The organism is Arthrobacter sp. ok362 (genome assembly GCF_900102785.1).
Classification (GTDB): Bacteria; Actinomycetota; Actinomycetes; order Actinomycetales; family Micrococcaceae; genus Arthrobacter.
In genome coordinates this window covers 136780-152167 of sequence record NZ_FNGC01000001.1, presented here as the reverse complement: position 1 = coordinate 152167, position 15388 = coordinate 136780, and the positions used below count along the sequence as shown (strand labels likewise).

Sequence of the window (15388 nt, the reverse complement as noted above, 5' to 3'; positions counted from 1 at the left end):
GCCCTGCCAGGACTCGGGCCTAGTAGCCCAGCGTGACGGGGACCTGTCGCTGTCCTGCCGCCTCCGGTGCCACGGCCACCGCGGAAATGTCCTGCCGGCCGTCCCGCCCCAGGACCAGCGCCCCGTAGGCCGGGTCCCCGGCGGCGGATACCACATAGCCCACGAGCGGCGAGCCGCCCACGTCCGCGGGGATCTTGATGGACACCGTGGTTCCGCCGGCAATGTCGGCGGTGCCGGCGGTCCGGATCTTGCCGTCCGCCGTGATGGGCGTGTAGGAGACTGTCGCCCGGCCTTCGGGTGCACCGAAAACGAGCTGCCGGTCGCCCGTGCGGGGAACCGGAACGATGTGCTGGCTGCCCAGCCGGGCCGAGGCGGCGGAAAACGCGATGTCCGCGGCGTCACCGGACTGCAGTCCCCGTGTGAGCCGGGCAGTGGCCGCGAAGGAGACATCGGAGCTCGCCGCGACGGTGTAGGTCCCGGCCGGGACCCCGGCCAGCGAAACTTCCGTGACGGCGCCGGCCTTCGCCGTGACCACGCCGCCGCCGGGCAGCGCCTTCTGGCCGTCGCGTCCATACAATTTGATCTCCACCACGGCGTCGGCGGCCCCGGGCACGGCGACTTCCAGGGCCGGTCCTGCATCGGCGAAGCCGGGCTTCGCCGTGAGCGCGGCCAGGGCCGCCGGAGCCTGGATCTCGAGACCGGCGGCCACCTGGCTGACGGACGGGGCGGTGCCGGGGGTGATGAAGTCGACGCCGCCGGGTGTGAGTCCGCGGAGCACGCTTTGCTGGATGACGGCAGCCACCGGGCCGCCGGTGCTGCGGACCCGCACGCCGAGCCGTTCCTGTCCCGGCGCGAGCCCGGCCAGGACTATGGAGCGGGTGCTTCCGGGCGCCACGAGCAGGCCGCGGCTTCCGGGCGCCTGGATCAAGCCTTCGGAGCCAAGGAGATCCAGGCTCACCGTCGCGGGCGTGCTGGAGGCATTGGTGAGGTTCAGGACTGCCGACCGGCCGAGGGCCGTGTTGGCGCCGACCAGCCAGAGATCGTTGCCGGGTTGCTGGCAGGCGGCGGTCGCGGAACCTTGAAGGTCTCCGTCCTCGGCGGTGTAGCTCAGGACGGCGCCGGCAGCCGCCTGGCGGTTGTCCTGGGCATCGGCGCTGAGGACGCTGATGTTGTCCACCTCCCGCTGGGGCACGACGCCGGCGATCAGCACGGGCGTGCGGGGTGCAGCCGCAGAGGCGGTGGCCGCAGCCGCGGAGGCGGTGGCAGCAGCCGCGGAGGCGGTGGGCGCAGCCGCGGCGCCCTTGGCGATTTCGGCGAGGGGTGCACCCTTGAGCGGGGCCAGCCGGCTGCCGGGAATGACGCCCGCGCTCGAACCGAGCACAGCGGCGCTGACGGCGGTCTTCGCGGTGGCGGATTCCGGACTGAACTGGGGGTCGGTGCCCACGGGGGTGCCCTCGAGCAGCCGGGCCGGGCCCGGGCAGACTCCGACACTGCTGCCGGCCGGTACCGAGGCCACGGGGGCCTCGAGATGCCGGCTGGCGGGGCTTTGGGGTGTCAGCGACGCCGCCGATACGAGGCCTCCGCACGCGGCAACGAGGGCGACCGCGGTGAGGATACCGCCGATCACACCGGCCCGCGGCACGCCCCTCTTCCTCGGCGTCGCACCGGCGCCGGACGCATCTTTGGCAGCCGCACCGGCGTCGGAAACGCCAGCGGCCGGGGCTTCGGTCATGGAAGATGCGCCCGCCGAGGTTTCCGGGACCAAACCGGAGGCATTCTTGTTTTCGCTCTTGTTTTCGTTGTCGTATTCGCCCTTAGACATGCTGATGTTCCTTACGCAGGGAGGCTTCGTCCCTGGACAGGCCGGTGTTGGACCGGCGGGCAGGCATGGGCAAGGCCAGGAGGACGGTCAGCCCGATCATCACGGCCTGGGCGGTTTCGATCAGGACGGCCCAGGGCGCTTCGTATCGGATGCTCAACTGGCCGCCCTGGGCGGGCAGGGTGAATGCCTGGGCCCATCCGGACGTCGTTGAGGTCAGGCGGCGGCCGTCGAGCCAGGCGCTCCAGCCCGGATCGGCCCGGTCGGCAAGAACCACGAGGCGGCCCTCGGGGCCGGCCGGGACAGTGCCGGCGGCCGAGACTTCCTCCGCGGAAAGCAGGCCGACGGTTGCTCCGGTGCCGTCCACCACGCGGACCCGGTGAGCGACGTCGGAGGCCTTGATACCGGGCCGGTCAAGCGGGCTGACTCGCCAGAGCCAGCCCGTACCCGTCTGGCCGACGGCGACAAGCCCGGGGACGGCGTCCATGCGGCTGGCCGTCAACTCGGAGGCTGAATCGCCAACCCGAAGCACGACAAAGCCGACGCCGAGCCGCTCCAGGTCTCGCCGCGGGTCCACGCCTTCCCCGGCCACGATGGCGGCCACGACGTTCCGGAGCGATCCAGCCACGGCGTCGTCGTCGCGGACCGTCTCCTGGCCCGGCTCCCCCATGATGCCGCGGGCCGCGGCGATCGTGGACAGGGCGTCCAAAGTGGTGCCGGCGCCGCGCATAAGTGTTGCGTCGAAGCTTCCGTCCTCGTTGCTGGCAATCAGGAGCGTCTTGGACTGTTCCGAGCCCTCGCCGCGGTCAACCGCCGTGGCCGGCAGGGTGCGGGCCTGGGCAGGCTGGACGAGCCTCGGGGTTCCGAGACCGGCGGGGTCTCCGGCGGCTGCCGGTGCCGGTGCCGGTGACAGTGTTGGTGTCTGCGACGTAGGCTGCAGCAGGTTTTGCGCGCTCCACAGGGTGAACCCGGCCAGGGGCGCGGCCAGCAGAAGGGCCAGCGCTGCCGCGGCCGTGCCGCGGATCAGGACTTTCCGCGCCAGCCCGGTCCCGGCCGTCCGGTCGGCAGCGTCCAGGAGTCCTTCTGCTGCGATAAGGGCGGCCCCCAGGAGGGCGAAGGCGGCCGCCGAAACGGCGGGCCCGGGGAACGGCGTGACCAGGACATCTGCGCTGGCGCCGGAGGCGACATGCCCGGCGAGCCAGCCGCCGGCCAGCATCAGGACTGCGACGGCCCACAGGCAGCGTGCCGTCCAGGTGCGTCCCGCCCGCACCAGCCGGCGCGGCATGAACAGCGCGGCGAGGGCCAGCAGCAGCACCGGCAGCCCGAACAGCAAGGCCAGCAGCAGTGCCCACGGCAGTCCGCCAAGGCCGGCAGCGCCCGCGGCGGACCCGCCGAAGGCGCTGAGTCCGGTGAGTCCGGCGCCGGCGTCGAAGCTCAGCGGCTGGCCCAGAGCCTGCTGCCACAGCGGGGCGGCGTCGAAACCGAGCGGCAGGCCCGGGTCGGCAAGGAGCGCCCGCGGCCGGTCCAGGACCGAGAACGCGAACGGCAGGAACAGTGCCAGGCTGGGCAAGAGCGTCCACCACACCGTGCGGCCGCGGCGGCCCATAAGCACGCCGCACAGGGCAACGACGGCCATGGAGGGCACCAGCAGCGACGGCGCCGCGGCGGTGACCACGGCCATGGCGAGGCCCGCCGAGGCAGCAGCCGTCCAGGAGGGCGTCCCGTTGATGCCGGGGCGGGCGGCGGGCACGGGGGCGAGCCGGCCTTGGCCCGGCGCCGGGACGGCATGAACGCCGCGGCCTGCCGCCGTGCCGGTCGCCCGGAGCAGCGCCAGGACGAGCACCGGGATCATGACGTGCGCAATCAAGGCGCCCAGCCGGCCCTGGTTGAGGGAAACCTGGAGCGCCGGTGCGCCGGCCCAGACCAGTGCGGCCGCCAGGCGCAGCCTCCTGCGCCCAGTCAGGGCACCGGCAGCGAACCACGCGCCCAGCGCGGACAGCGGCATGGCAAGGATCAACAACCAGCCAACGGCGGCGTTGGCGTCGCCGGCACCGAGCACTCCCAGCACCCACAGGAGGTAGCCGAAGGGGTCGCCGTGGCCCGGAAGGCCCGCGCCGAGACTAATCCACCAGGTGGAGGCATGGTTCCAGATTTCGGCGAGGTGCAGTGAAACAGGGATCAGCGCGCCGCCGGAAACTGCCGGGGCCCGGAACAGGCCGAGCAGTCCCGTCAGGGAGACCGCCAGGGTCAGGAGTACGGCCAGGACGGCACCGTTGCCCACCCAACCGCGGTCCGGGGTGGCGATGGCGGCGAAGTCGTCGGCGTCGCCGGTAGGCTGCTCTGCCAGGGGATCGGTGCCCGTGGATCCGTCGCCGAAGTCGTCGGCGCCCAGCGCCTCGATCAGGGAGCGCCGGTGCGCCCAGACCTCACGGCGCGGCGTCTGCAGCCCTTTCATGACGGAGCGCCGGATCCGGCGGGTGCGCGCGGCGTTGCGCCGTCCGCGGATCACCGCGGCCGGGCGGCCCAGCGCGGCACAGGTTGCCAGCAGTTGGGAGAACCCGTGCCCAGGGTCCTTGACAGCAATGCTCAGGACAAGTTTGAAAAGGCTCCCCAGGAGCGCGCCGACGGCGTGCAGCGGGACTTTCCAGCCGGCCGCGTGCTTGAGCCGCAGATGGACCTGTGCCTTGCGTGCGGCAACCGCGTTGCCCAGGGCCTGGGGGCGGTGCGAGACATGGAACATCCTCGCACTGGGGACCACCACCACGCGGTGCCCGGCGAGGCGGTTGCGCCAGCAGAAGTCGACGTCGTCGCCGCTTCCGGGCAGCGCCGGATCAAAGCCCCGGAGTTCCTCCCAGATGTCGCGGCGGACCAGCATGCCGGCGGAATTGACGGCAAAGGTATCGCTGCGGCCGTCGTACTGGCCCTGGTCGAGCTCGTCGGCATCGATCAGCGTCAGCCGCTCGGCCCAGCGGCTCGTGGAGAGGCCGACGTCGATCAGCCGCCGCTCGGCATGCCAGTCCAGCTGCTTGCAGCCTGCCACCGTGACCGACGGCGCGCGCTCGACCGCATGGAGGAGTTCGGCGAGGGCCTCGGGTGCCGGTGCGGCGTCGTCGTGCAGCAGCCAGACCCACTCGGTGCCCGGCGCGCGGGCGCCGTCCTCAGGCCTCGGCGAGAGGGCCTTGAGCCCGGCTATGACGGCGCCTCCCATGCCGGACCTGGGCTGGTCGCAGACGGTGACATTGGCCTTGCCCAATTCCTGTTCGAGGAGGGCGGCGGAGTGGTCGCGGGAGCCGGTGTCGACACCGATCACGGCGTCGGCAGGCCGTGTCTGGGCCGCCAGCGCCGCAAGGGTCCTGGGGAGAAAATCACCGCCGTCGTGGGAGACCACGACGGCGGTGACTCGTACTTCTTGAAGAATTAGACTGCTCGCTTCCTAAGCCGGCGCCGCTCGCGCTCGGAGAGGCCTCCCCAGATCCCGAAGCGCTCGTCGTTAGACAAGGCGTATTCGAGGCACTGTGAACGCACGTTGCAGGCGCCGCAGACTTTCTTGGCGTCGCGGGTGGAGCCGCCCTTTTCAGGGAAGAAGGCTTCGGGATCCGTCTGGGCGCACAGGGCATCGGTCTGCCAGCCGAGCTCGCCCTCGTCGTCGAATTCCTGCCGGGACGGCAGTCCGATCCAGACGGGCTGTGCGGGGGAACCGGATCCGGGCGAATGGAGCTCCATCGGCGGGTCGAGGGGATCGGTGTCATGATCCGGGCCGGCAAGGAGTTCGTCGTGCGCTGCGAGGAAGGCCGTGGCGGCGTCCTGCAGGGAATCCTGGGTGTGTTCGTTATAGCGCTCAGCCGCGTCCGGATCGGCCGGATCTACGTACCAGTCACTCGGCACGCCGCGTGACCGGTAATTCGCCGTGGCCTGGCCGGCAACTACGGCATCTTCATGGATACGCTCTGCTAGCCCCATGGCGTCCCCCTCCTGATTTGCGGCCACTGCAAGACCCCCTTGGCACTCGGTTGAGTGCCGGTTTATGTGCAGTGGCTTTAGATAACTAATTACACGCGTGTAAGTATCCGGGAGTCAAGCCACGGCGGAGATAATAATCAACTTGATACACAAAGTGCAGGCACGCCACGCCCGGATTTTTTTCGCCCCTTCCGCAGGATCCCGCGGAATAATCAGGGTACTGAGCACTTCTGGGGGTTTTCATTGAGTTTTCGGGAAATTTTTCCCACCCCCACGCGAAGGCCGCCGGACGCGGCAACCGCCGGCGTGACCGACGTCACGGCGCCTGGCGCCGGAGGGGCCGTGACAAGATGAAGACATGAGCATTCCGGCAATCGAACTGATGACAGCGCTGCGGTCCGGCCAGTCCACAGCGCCCCGGCTGACCTGGTACGGCCCCGATTCGGAGCGGGTGGAACTCTCTGGCCGCGTGCTGGACAACTGGGTGGCGAAGACATCCAATCTGTTGCAGGACGAACTCGACGCCGAACCCGGCATGCGGCTTCGCCTGGACCTGCCCGCGCACTGGAAGTCAGTGATCCTCGCCCTGGCGGCCTGGCAGCTCGGCATGGAAGTCGTCTTCGACGAAGCGGAGGCGGAACTGCTGGCCACCGCGGACCCGGGACCGGGCGCTGCCGCGGGCGGATTCGACGCCGTCCTGGCTGTGTCCTTGCCGGCGCTGGCCATGCGGTGGACGGGCGAACTGCCGACCGGCGTCCTCGACTACGCCGCCGAGGTCCGCTCCCACGGGGACATCTTCATGCCCCACGTGGACCCGGAAGCAGAACGCCTCGCGGTCCGCACCTCTGACGGCACTGTCCATGCGCACGGCGCGCTCCTGGACGATTTCGCCGCGGCCCGCGACACCGGCCTGCGCTTGCTCGTTCCTGCGGCGGAGGGCCTCGAAGCGGTGCTTGCGCAGTCACTGGGAACCTGGAAGGCCGACGGTTCCGTGGTCCTGGTGCACCCCGAGGTCGAGGTGACCGGCAAGCTGCGGGCCGCCGAGCGCATCAGCGGGAACTGATCCTCAGGCGCTGATCTTCAGGCAGGCGGGGCGGGCAGCTCCGGATCCTTGACGGCCTCCCGGACGGCCGTCCTGGAAACGCCGGCACCGGGCTGCTGGTCATGCGGCGCGTGCGAATGCAGTTCGATGATCTCGTGGTCGTGCGAGAACTCCGGCTCTTCGTCGAGTTCCTGGTTGAACACGAGGAAGCGGTAGGCAAAGAACCGGACCACGGTCGCAACAAGGATGCCGACCACCCCGGCCAGGAAGAGCATGTTCTTGTCGGTGACACCCATGCCGTACTTCGCGATGGCGGTGAGGCCGGTGGAGATGCCGATGCCGATCCCGTTGATGATGAGGAACATCACGAACTCGCGCAGCACGTTGGCCTGCCGGCGGTGCCGGAACGTCCAAAAACGGTTTGCAATCCACGAGAACACAGTGGCCACGCTGGCCCCGAAGAAGCGGGCCTTGGCCTCGCTGTCGGTCATGGGACCATGCATCAGGTAAAACGTCAGCCCGTTGTCAATGACGAATGCGATGCCGCCAACGGCGCCGAACTTGGCCACTTCGCGCCAGAACAGCGAGGCCAGCCCGCGCATGCGCTCGTTAAGTGTTGTAATCATGACCCTCCGTGGCCTTCTGGAACTGTCGGCCATTGGGCCAAACGTCCATTTTAGCGCCGTTTCCCGGGAGTCCGCCCTCAACGGCCGTTCAGACGGCTCCCTGCGCACCCGACCCCGGACGGCGCCGGAGCGGGCACGGAACTCTCCCATCAGCAGCATTCCCACGCTTGCCAATCCCCAAAAGCCGGGTTCCGGTGAGGTTTTCGGTAGGCTGGGACTTGTGACTTTTCCTGTAATCGGTGTTGTTGGCGGCGGCCAGCTTGCCCGAATGATGGCCCCCGCCGCGACCGCCCTGGGCTTTGAGCTCCGTGTTCTCGCCGAAGGCGAGGACGTCTCTGCAGTCTCTGCCGTGGTTAACGCCCCGGTCGGCGACTACAAGGACCTGGAGCATCTGCTCGAGTTTTCCCGCGGCCTGGATGTTCTGACCTTCGACCACGAACACGTCCCCACGGCGCACTTGCGGTCCTTGATCGGCGCCGGCGTGAACGTCCATCCCGGCCCGGATGCCCTGGTCAACGCCCAGGACAAGCTCGTGATGCGCGCCGCGATCGACCGGCTCGAGCTGCCCAACCCCACGTGGGCCGCCGTCGCCAATGTCGCGGACCTCGCCGCCTTCGGCGATCAGACCGGCTGGCCAGTGGTTTTGAAGATGCCCCGCGGCGGTTACGACGGCAAGGGCGTGCGCATCGTGTCCTCGGCCGAGGACGCGGCCGGCTCCGCCGACTGGTTCGAGGCAATGTCCCCCCTGCTAGCCGAAGCCAAGGTGGAATTCAGCCGCGAGCTCTCGGCCATGGTCGCAAGGACGCCGGACGGTGAAACACGGGCCTGGCCGGTGGTGCACACCATCCAGGTCGACGGGGTGTGCGATGAAGTGATTGCCCCCGCCCTGAACATCCCCCTCGACGTTGCCGCCGCCGCGGAAAACGCCGCGGTCCGGATCGCCAGCGAGCTCGGCGTGACCGGTGTCATGGCCGTCGAACTCTTCGAGACACCGGGCGTGGGCGCGGGCTTCCTGATCAACGAGCTCGCCATGCGCCCGCACAACACCGGGCACTGGACCCAGGACGGCTCGGTGACGAGCCAGTTCGAGCAGCACCTGCGGGCCATCCTGAACCTGCCGCTGGGCGCCACGGACCTGCTGGGGCCCGTCGTGGTGATGAAGAACTTCCTCGGCGGCGCCAACCAGGACCTCTATTCCGCCTACCCCGCGGCCCTCGCGAGCGAGCCGGCCGCGAAGGTGCACTGCTACGGCAAGGCCGTCCGGCCCGGCCGGAAGATCGGCCACGTCAACCTGGTCGGGACCTCAGCGGCCGACGTCGACTCCGTGCGGCAGCGGGCCACTATCGTGGCAGACATCATCCGGAACGGCCGGGCCCACGCCGGCACAATGCCGGCAACCTCCGAGGAGACCGCATGAGCACCGCACCCCGCAACGCAGGAACGCCTCTCACCCGCGCGGACACCCCGATCGTAGGCCTCGTCATGGGCTCGGATTCGGACTGGCCGGTCATGGAAGCTGCCGCCGAAGCCCTCGCAGAGTTCGGGATCCCGTTCGAGGCCGACGTCGTCTCGGCCCACCGGATGCCCACCGAGATGATCCGCTACGGCCAGACGGCCCACGAGCGCGGCCTTCGCCTCATCATCGCCGGCGCCGGCGGTGCAGCGCATCTTCCCGGCATGCTCGCCTCGGTCACCCCGCTGCCCGTGATCGGCGTCCCCGTACCCCTGAAGACCCTGGACGGCATGGATTCCCTGTTGTCCATCGTGCAGATGCCGGCCGGTGTTCCGGTCGCCACCGTCTCGATCGGCGGGGCGCGCAACGCCGGCCTCCTGGCCGTGCGCATGCTGGCCTCGGGCACGGACGAACTCGCCGCCCAGCTCCGGTCGGACCTCCTGGACTTCGCCCAGGAACTGAACGACGTCGCAACCCGGAAGGGCGCGAGCCTGCGGCACAAGGTCAGCGAAGTGTTCGCCGACGGCAACGTCGCCCCGCGTAGCAGCCATTAAGGTAGCCATTAGGAATCCCGGCATGAGCAACAGCTACGCCCCCACGCACCGCCCTGAGCAGTCCGGGCGGGTACTGAGCGACCCGGTCCGGCACCCCTCCGGAGCCCCGGCCCCGGTGCTGACCAAGCGGGCGTTCGTCCTGATCCTCATGACGCTGCTGGTCCCCGGCAGCGCCCAGGTCGTCGCGGGCAAGCGCCGGCTTGGTCGGGCGGCGCTGCGAGTGACCTTCACGGTCTGGGCGCTGGCCCTGCTGGCCGTGCTGCTCCTGCTCGTGTCCCGCTCCACGCTGATCAACATCCTCGCCGGCCCGGTGCCCTCACTCTTGCTGGTGCTTGGCCTCGCGGTGCTGGCCATCGGCTGGGCTGCCCTGTTCCTGAACACCTTGCGGCTGATCCGGCCCGGGCTGCTCGCCCCCAGGATCCGCCCCGCGGTGGTGCTGGCGCTGGTGCTGGCCATGATCCTCAGCAGCGGGTCCCTGGGCTACGCGGCCTACCTGCTCAACGTCAGCCGCGACGCCATCGGCAGCATCTTCTCCGGTTCCGGCCCCACCCTCGAGCCCTCGGACGGCCGGTACAACTTCCTGATGATGGGCGGCGACGCCGGGGCGGACCGCACGGGCCGCCGGCCGGACAGCCTCTCGGTGATCAGCGTCGACGCCAAGACCGGCAGCACGGCGATCATCTCCGTGCCCCGCAACCTCCAGAACGCCCAGTTCAGCGCCGAATCGCCGATGCGCCAGGTGTATCCGGAGGGGTACAACTGCGGCGACGAATGCCTGATTAACGCGATCAACACCGAGGTCACCAACGAGCATAAGGACCTCTACCCCGGCGTGGCCGACCCGGGAGCTCAGGCCACTCTCGAAGCGGTGTCCGGAACGCTTGGCATCAAGGTCCAGGCCTACGTGCTCGTGGACATGGACGGCTTTTCCAAGCTGATCGACGCCATGGGCGGCATCCGGATCAAGGCTGGCGGCTGGGTCCCCATCAGCGGGCCGATGGTAGATGAGGCCCACGGCATCCACGGCATGCCGGACGGCTGGATTCCGGCGGGCGACCAGAAGCTGGACGGCTTCCACGCCCTCTGGTACGGCCGGTCCCGGGAATTCGTGGACGACTACGCCCGCATCTCGCGCCAGCAGTGCGTTCAGCAGGCGATGCTCAAGCAGCTCGATCCGGCAACCCTGCTGGCCAAATTTGAGGACATCGCCAAGGCCGGCACCAAAGTGGTCGAATCGAACATCTCCTCCGGCCAGCTCGGCAGCTTCGTGGACCTGGCCGTGAAGGCCAAGGGCCAGGACGTCAGCCGCCTGACCATCGGTCCGCCCGACTTCGACGCGGCTTTCTCCACGTCGCCGGACTTCAACATCATCCACCAACGGGTGGCCAAACTGCTGGCCGGCCCGTCCGCCGGCGCCGCAGACGACACCGTCCTGCAGCCCGGAATGGCTGCCGGGCCGCTCGCCGCCGCCGGTCCCGCGCCGGCCACCCAGCCCTCGCCCTCGCCGTCGCCGTCGGACTTCACCCCGGTGACCACCACGCCGGACGGGCAGCCGATCACCGAAGAGATGCTCAACCAGTTCAAGCGCAATGGCGACGAACAGTCCATCCGCGACCTCGTCGCCACCAACGGCAAGTGCGCGCCGCTCTAACACCCGGCCGCACGGCGTCCACCGACCCGCTGCCCGCGGGTCGGGTGCCCGAATCCGAGTGAACGCAGCAGTATGACCACAATTCATTGACGAGACATTTCATTTGACGAGACATTTCATTGCGAGACAGGGACCAGGCCATGTACGAACTTGAGAACGTCCTCCGGCCCTATGCCTGGGGCTCACCGACGGCCATCGCCGAGCTGCTCGGCAGGCCGGCTTCCGGTGGTCCCGAAGCGGAGCTCTGGATCGGCGCCCACCCGGACTCCCCCTCTGTTGCGCTGACTCCGGCGGCCGGGGGTGCCGGACGGCACGCGCCCGAAACGCACGACGGCGGACGGCTCGCGCTGGACACCCTGATCGCCGAGGATCCGGAACATTGCCTGGGCAGCGCGAGCGTGGCCGCATTCGGTCCGCGCCTGCCGTTCCTGCTCAAAGTCCTTGCGGCCGAGACGCCGCTGTCCCTGCAGGTGCACCCGACGCTCGACCAGGCCCGGGAGGGCTTCGCGCGGGAGGAAGCCGCCGGCGTCGACCCCGCCGCCCCGGAACGCAACTACAAGGACGCCTTCCACAAACCGGAAATGATCTTCGCGCTGACCCCGTTCGAGGCGCTCTGCGGTTTCCGGCCGGCGGCGGAATCGCGGGCAGCCTTCCTGCACTTGGCGGCGTGTTTCGACCTCGCCGGGCTGGAGCTGCCGCCGCTTGTTCCGCTGCTGCTCGAAGACCTGGCGCAGCCGGACGAGCCCGCGGCCCTCCGCTCCGCCTTTGAGCGGCTGATCGCCGGCGGGGAGGACGTCTCGCACGCGACGGCCATGATCGTGGCGGCCCTCGTCTCCGGTGCACCCATGGGATCGCACGTCGCGGAGCTGACCACGGTGGCGAACCTCAACCATGACTACCCCGGAGACCCGGGCGTCCTGATTTCGCTGCTGCTGAACCGGATCTCGCTCGCGCCGGGTGAGGCCGTCTACCTGCCTGCCGGAAACGTCCATGCCTACCTGCGCGGCCTCGGGATCGAGGTCATGGCGTCCTCGGACAACGTGCTCCGCGGCGGGCTCACGCCGAAGTTCGTGGACGTGCCGGAACTGCTCAAAACGGTCGCGTTCGAGGCCGTCGCAGTACCCAGGCTCCTCGCCGAGACCACCATGCTGGGCCAGGAGCTCTTCCGTCCACCGTTCCGGGAATTCCAGCTGCAACGGATTGAACTGGCGCCCGGGGCGGAGCCCGTCCCGCTGGCGCAGTCCGGTGCCGCCGTCGTCATTGTCACCGGCGGCTCCGTCCGACTCGACTCCCCGAAGGGTGAGCTGCGGCTGGAACGGGGCGCCAGCGCCTTCCTGCCCGCCGCCGAGGCCCCGGTCAACGTCCACGCCGTCTCCGGCGCCACCGGCCCCGCCCTGGCATTTGCCGTCACCACCGCATTGGAAGCCTGACACCATGGATTATTTCCTGCAAAGCCCCCAGTGGGCACAGTTCCAGCGCGCTCTGGGACGCACCGTCCACGAACAATCCGGCCCCGGGTGGCGCTTCCTTGCGGTCGAGGAATCCAATCCGGCCGGCAAACTGCTGTACGCCCCTTACGGTCCGGTGGCCGAGTCGCTGGCGGCGTTCGACGCCGCACTGGCCGCCCTGACGGACCTCGCCGGGGCCAGCGGGGCCGTGTTTGTCCGGGTTGAGCCGGTCACTGCAGGGTTCACTGCCGCCGAGGCCGACGCCGTACTCCGCAGCCGCGGCCTGCAGCCGGCTCCGGTCAGCCAACAGCCCGAGCTCAGCTGGATTGTGGACCTCGACCGGGATTTCAAGGACGTCCTGGCGGACATGAAGCCGGCGAACCGGAACCTGTTCCGCAACATCCACAAAAAGGGCGTGACATTCCGGTCCAGCCAGGATCCGGCAGAGATCGCCGTCCTCCTGGAGTTCTTGCACATGACGGCCGCCCGCAACGGCTTCAAGCCCCAAAGCGACGAATACCTGAGCCAGGTGGCCCGCTCGCTGATGCCGGCCGGCGCCGCGACGCTGTTCATCGCGGAGCTCGACGGTCACCCCATCGCCGCAGCCCTGGCCTACGATTCGGCCGACACCCGGACCTACGCCCATGCCGCCCTTGACGACACCCACCGCAAGCTCAGCGCGGGCATTCCCCTGCTCGTCACTCTGATAGCGGACGCCCAGGCGAAGGGCCTCAAGCACGTGGACCTCTGGGGCGTGGCGCCCGCTGACCAGCCAGACCACAAGTGGGCCGGGTTCACCGCGTTCAAGAAGTCGTTCGGCGGCCGCGGGATCGCGTATCCCGGAACGTGGGACCTGCCGGTCCGGAAGGTGCGCTACGGCAGCTACCAGCTGGCCCGCAAGGGCGCCCAGCTGGCGAAGAAGCTGCGCGCCCGGTCCCGGGCCCTCGCAGACCGCTAGGGCGTGTTGCTAAAGTCGGCGAGTGCATCACGTATCACTGCAAGCGGCTGATCTGGGTGTTTCTGGTTGGAGCGGGCGAAGTGAATCGGATCTGGCGGACGGTCGGACTCCAGTCAGCCAAATGCGCTCATGAGGCTTCTTTTTCGAAGAACAGCGCCATGACGTCGGCCGGCCAGTCCGTCGCGCGACTCGTTTCCTTGTCGACGTAGGCAACGGTCATGACGCAGCGCGACACGTTATTTCCGCCGGAATCGACCATGGCGCACTCGATAAGCGCATCGGGCCCGCGGAACTCGCGCACGAACGACGTAATGGTGATCTCCTGATCGCCCCGAGCAGGACGCAGAAAGTCGATCTCCATCCTCCGGACCCAGACCATGAACGGCAATGTGCCCAGGGTCTCCAGGTCCCAACCGACATAGTCCCGCAGGCCCTCCATCCGGTGATCTGCGTAATAGGTCGCGTACTTCCCCGTGCTCACGTGGTTGTTGGGGTCGAGCTCGGAGAACTTGACCCGGTGCGTGCTCTTGTAAACGATCGGTACCTTAGCCATTCAGCGCCCCTTCGCTTGCCATAATATTGCTCGGCGAACCCGCAAGCGAGCCGATCCGCCTGCCATTACCGAGGTGGTGAGCCATCAAGCGGTCACGCCGCCGTCCATGAGGACCGCATCTTCTCAACAAGACACCTCGCCACAGTGGACCCCTATAGGAACCCTGCCGCCGCAGCGGGCGCTGCGGCACTGTACTTGGGAATTAAGACTGGAATTAAGACTGGAATTAAGACGACGAATCCCGGGTCGCGGAGGCGGCCCGGGATTCGCGGTGTTCAGTGCTGCGCGCAGGTGCTAGCTCTTGCGGGCGTAGCCTTCCCACTTGCTGGCCTGGTGCTCGCCGTCGACAAAGCGGATCGTGCCGGACTTCGAGCGCATCACGATGGACTGGGTGAGGACCTTGTCCTTGGAGTAGCGGACGCCCCTGAGGAGGTCGCCGTCGGTGATGCCGGTGGCCGCGAAGTAGCAGTTGTCGCTGGAGACGAGGTCGTTGGTCGAGAGCACGCGCTCGAGATCGTGGCCGGCGTCGATCGCCTTCTGCTTCTCGTCGTCGCTCGTGGGCCACAGGCGGCCCTGGATGACCCCGCCGAGGGACTTGATGGCGCAGGCCGCGACGATGCCTTCCGGGGTTCCGCCGATGCCCATGAGGGCGTCGACGCCGGTGCCGGCACGCGCAGCGGCGATGGCGCCCGCGACGTCGCCGTCCATGATGAACTTCGTGCGGGCGCCGGCTTCCCGGATTTCCTCCACGAGGGGGCGGTGCCGGTCGCGGTCCAGGATCATGACGTTGAGCTGGTTGACCTTGACGCCCTTGGCCTTGGCGATCAGGTGCAGGTTCTGCTTGACCGGCAGGCGCAAGTCCACCATGTCGGCCGCTTCCGGGCCGGTGACGAGCTTTTCCATGTAGAACACGGCGGAGGGGTCGAACATCGAGCCGCGTTCGGCCACGGCCAGGACGGCCAAGGCATTGTTGATGCCGAGGGCGGTCAGGCGGGTTCCGTCGATGGGGTCGACGGCGACGTCGCACTCGGGGCCGGTACCGTCACCGACGTGCTCGCCGTTGAACAGCATCGGGGCTTCGTCCTTCTCGCCCTCACCGATGACCACGACGCCGTTGAAGTGCACCGTCTGCAGGAAGGAGCGCATAGCGTCCACGGCGGCGCCGTCGGCCTTGTTCTTGTCGCCGAAGCCCACCCAGTGACCACCGGCGATGGCCGCTGCCTCGGTCACGCGGACAAGTTCAAGCGCGAGGTTGCGGTCAGGCTCGTCGATCCCGACGGCGAGCGAGGGGGAAAGCGTGGAGTACTTCTGGGACATGGGCGCT

The 15388-nt window shown here is 68.9% G+C and carries 12 protein-coding genes; 6 read left to right on the top strand and 6 right to left on the bottom strand.

All coding sequences use genetic code 11. The annotated features are described in order from the left end of the window. Positions 1 to 19 precede the first annotated feature (19 nt). Genes BLQ10_RS00675 through BLQ10_RS00665 form a run of 3 tightly spaced genes read right to left on the bottom strand, consistent with a single transcriptional unit; the run spans position 20 to position 5779 of the window. Positions 20 to 1822 carry a DUF5719 family protein gene (locus BLQ10_RS00675; RefSeq protein WP_254785333.1) on the bottom strand — a complete coding sequence of 601 codons (1803 nt, stop codon included), beginning with the start codon at positions 1820 to 1822 and terminating at the stop codon, positions 20 to 22. Continuing rightward, a complete protein-coding gene (locus BLQ10_RS00670) occupies positions 1815 to 5237 on the bottom strand; it encodes a glycosyltransferase family 2 protein (protein WP_368086486.1) in 3423 nt (1140 codons plus the stop codon). Before BLQ10_RS00670 ends, BLQ10_RS00675 begins: the two co-directional genes overlap by 8 nt. Next, on the bottom strand, positions 5237 to 5779 hold the full coding sequence (locus BLQ10_RS00665; protein WP_091557139.1) for a WhiB family transcriptional regulator: 543 nt from the start codon (positions 5777 to 5779) through the stop codon (positions 5237 to 5239). The genes BLQ10_RS00670 and BLQ10_RS00665 overlap by 1 nt, the downstream gene beginning before the upstream one ends. 358 nt (positions 5780 to 6137) lie before the next feature. On the opposite strand from BLQ10_RS00665, the gene BLQ10_RS00660 reads away from it, so the two are divergent. Then, on the top strand, positions 6138 to 6842 hold the full coding sequence (locus BLQ10_RS00660) for a TIGR03089 family protein (RefSeq protein WP_091557137.1): 705 nt from the start codon (positions 6138 to 6140) through the stop codon (positions 6840 to 6842). Positions 6843 to 6859: 17 nt separating this feature from the next. Here BLQ10_RS00660 and BLQ10_RS00655 read toward each other — a convergent pair whose 3' ends face one another. Beyond that, positions 6860 to 7447, bottom strand: a complete 588-nt coding sequence (locus tag BLQ10_RS00655; protein ID WP_091557135.1) for a GtrA family protein — start codon at positions 7445 to 7447, stop codon at positions 6860 to 6862. Positions 7448 to 7715: 268 nt separating this feature from the next. Between BLQ10_RS00655 and BLQ10_RS00650 the strand changes: the two genes are divergently transcribed. The 5 genes from BLQ10_RS00650 to BLQ10_RS00630 all read left to right on the top strand — a co-directional run bounded on the left by BLQ10_RS00650 (position 7716) and on the right by BLQ10_RS00630 (position 13511). Further along, positions 7716 to 8864 carry a 5-(carboxyamino)imidazole ribonucleotide synthase gene (locus BLQ10_RS00650; protein WP_254785355.1) on the top strand — a complete coding sequence of 383 codons (1149 nt, stop codon included), beginning with the start codon at positions 7716 to 7718 and terminating at the stop codon, positions 8862 to 8864. Then, positions 8861 to 9454 carry a 5-(carboxyamino)imidazole ribonucleotide mutase gene (purE, locus tag BLQ10_RS00645; protein ID WP_091557132.1) on the top strand — a complete coding sequence of 198 codons (594 nt, stop codon included), beginning with the start codon at positions 8861 to 8863 and terminating at the stop codon, positions 9452 to 9454. The genes BLQ10_RS00650 and purE overlap by 4 nt, the downstream gene beginning before the upstream one ends. A gap of 22 nt (positions 9455 to 9476) precedes the next feature. After that, complete coding sequence (locus BLQ10_RS00640; protein WP_091557131.1) at positions 9477 to 11105, top strand: LCP family protein; 1629 nt, start codon at positions 9477 to 9479, stop codon at positions 11103 to 11105. Positions 11106 to 11245: 140 nt separating this feature from the next. After that, positions 11246 to 12535, top strand: coding sequence for a mannose-6-phosphate isomerase, class I (gene manA, locus BLQ10_RS00635; protein WP_091557128.1), 1290 nt, complete (start codon positions 11246 to 11248; stop codon positions 12533 to 12535). Positions 12536 to 12539: 4 nt separating this feature from the next. After that, complete coding sequence (locus tag BLQ10_RS00630; protein WP_091557126.1) at positions 12540 to 13511, top strand: lipid II:glycine glycyltransferase FemX; 972 nt, start codon at positions 12540 to 12542, stop codon at positions 13509 to 13511. Between the two features lie 127 nt (positions 13512 to 13638). On the opposite strand, the gene BLQ10_RS00625 is transcribed toward BLQ10_RS00630, so the two are convergent. Both BLQ10_RS00625 and glpX read right to left on the bottom strand, forming a co-directional pair. Beyond that, positions 13639 to 14064, bottom strand: a complete 426-nt coding sequence (locus tag BLQ10_RS00625) for an acyl-CoA thioesterase (protein WP_091557123.1) — start codon at positions 14062 to 14064, stop codon at positions 13639 to 13641. Positions 14065 to 14358: 294 nt separating this feature from the next. Next, positions 14359 to 15381 (bottom strand): class II fructose-bisphosphatase, encoded by a 1023-nt coding sequence (gene glpX / locus BLQ10_RS00620; protein WP_175558441.1) that lies wholly within the window; start codon positions 15379 to 15381, stop codon positions 14359 to 14361. Between the last annotated feature and the right edge of the window lie 7 nt (positions 15382 to 15388).

What these genes read in the sequence shown, in the direction of transcription:
- manA (WP_091557128.1), top strand. Translation starts at nt 11,246, where the DNA reads ATGTACGAACTTGAGAACGTCCTCCGGCCCTATGCCTGGGGCTCACCG.
- BLQ10_RS00665 (WP_091557139.1), bottom strand. Translation starts at nt 5,779, where the DNA reads ATGGGGCTAGCAGAGCGTATCCATGAAGATGCCGTAGTTGCCGGCCAG.
- BLQ10_RS00630 (WP_091557126.1), top strand. Translation starts at nt 12,540, where the DNA reads ATGGATTATTTCCTGCAAAGCCCCCAGTGGGCACAGTTCCAGCGCGCT.
- BLQ10_RS00650 (WP_254785355.1), top strand. Translation starts at nt 7,716, where the DNA reads ATGATGGCCCCCGCCGCGACCGCCCTGGGCTTTGAGCTCCGTGTTCTC.
- BLQ10_RS00640 (WP_091557131.1), top strand. Translation starts at nt 9,477, where the DNA reads ATGAGCAACAGCTACGCCCCCACGCACCGCCCTGAGCAGTCCGGGCGG.
- glpX (WP_175558441.1), bottom strand. Translation starts at nt 15,381, where the DNA reads ATGTCCCAGAAGTACTCCACGCTTTCCCCCTCGCTCGCCGTCGGGATC.
- BLQ10_RS00675 (WP_254785333.1), bottom strand. Translation starts at nt 1,822, where the DNA reads ATGTCTAAGGGCGAATACGACAACGAAAACAAGAGCGAAAACAAGAAT.
- BLQ10_RS00660 (WP_091557137.1), top strand. Translation starts at nt 6,138, where the DNA reads ATGAGCATTCCGGCAATCGAACTGATGACAGCGCTGCGGTCCGGCCAG.
- BLQ10_RS00625 (WP_091557123.1), bottom strand. Translation starts at nt 14,064, where the DNA reads ATGGCTAAGGTACCGATCGTTTACAAGAGCACGCACCGGGTCAAGTTC.
- purE (WP_091557132.1), top strand. Translation starts at nt 8,861, where the DNA reads ATGAGCACCGCACCCCGCAACGCAGGAACGCCTCTCACCCGCGCGGAC.
- BLQ10_RS00655 (WP_091557135.1), bottom strand. Translation starts at nt 7,447, where the DNA reads ATGATTACAACACTTAACGAGCGCATGCGCGGGCTGGCCTCGCTGTTC.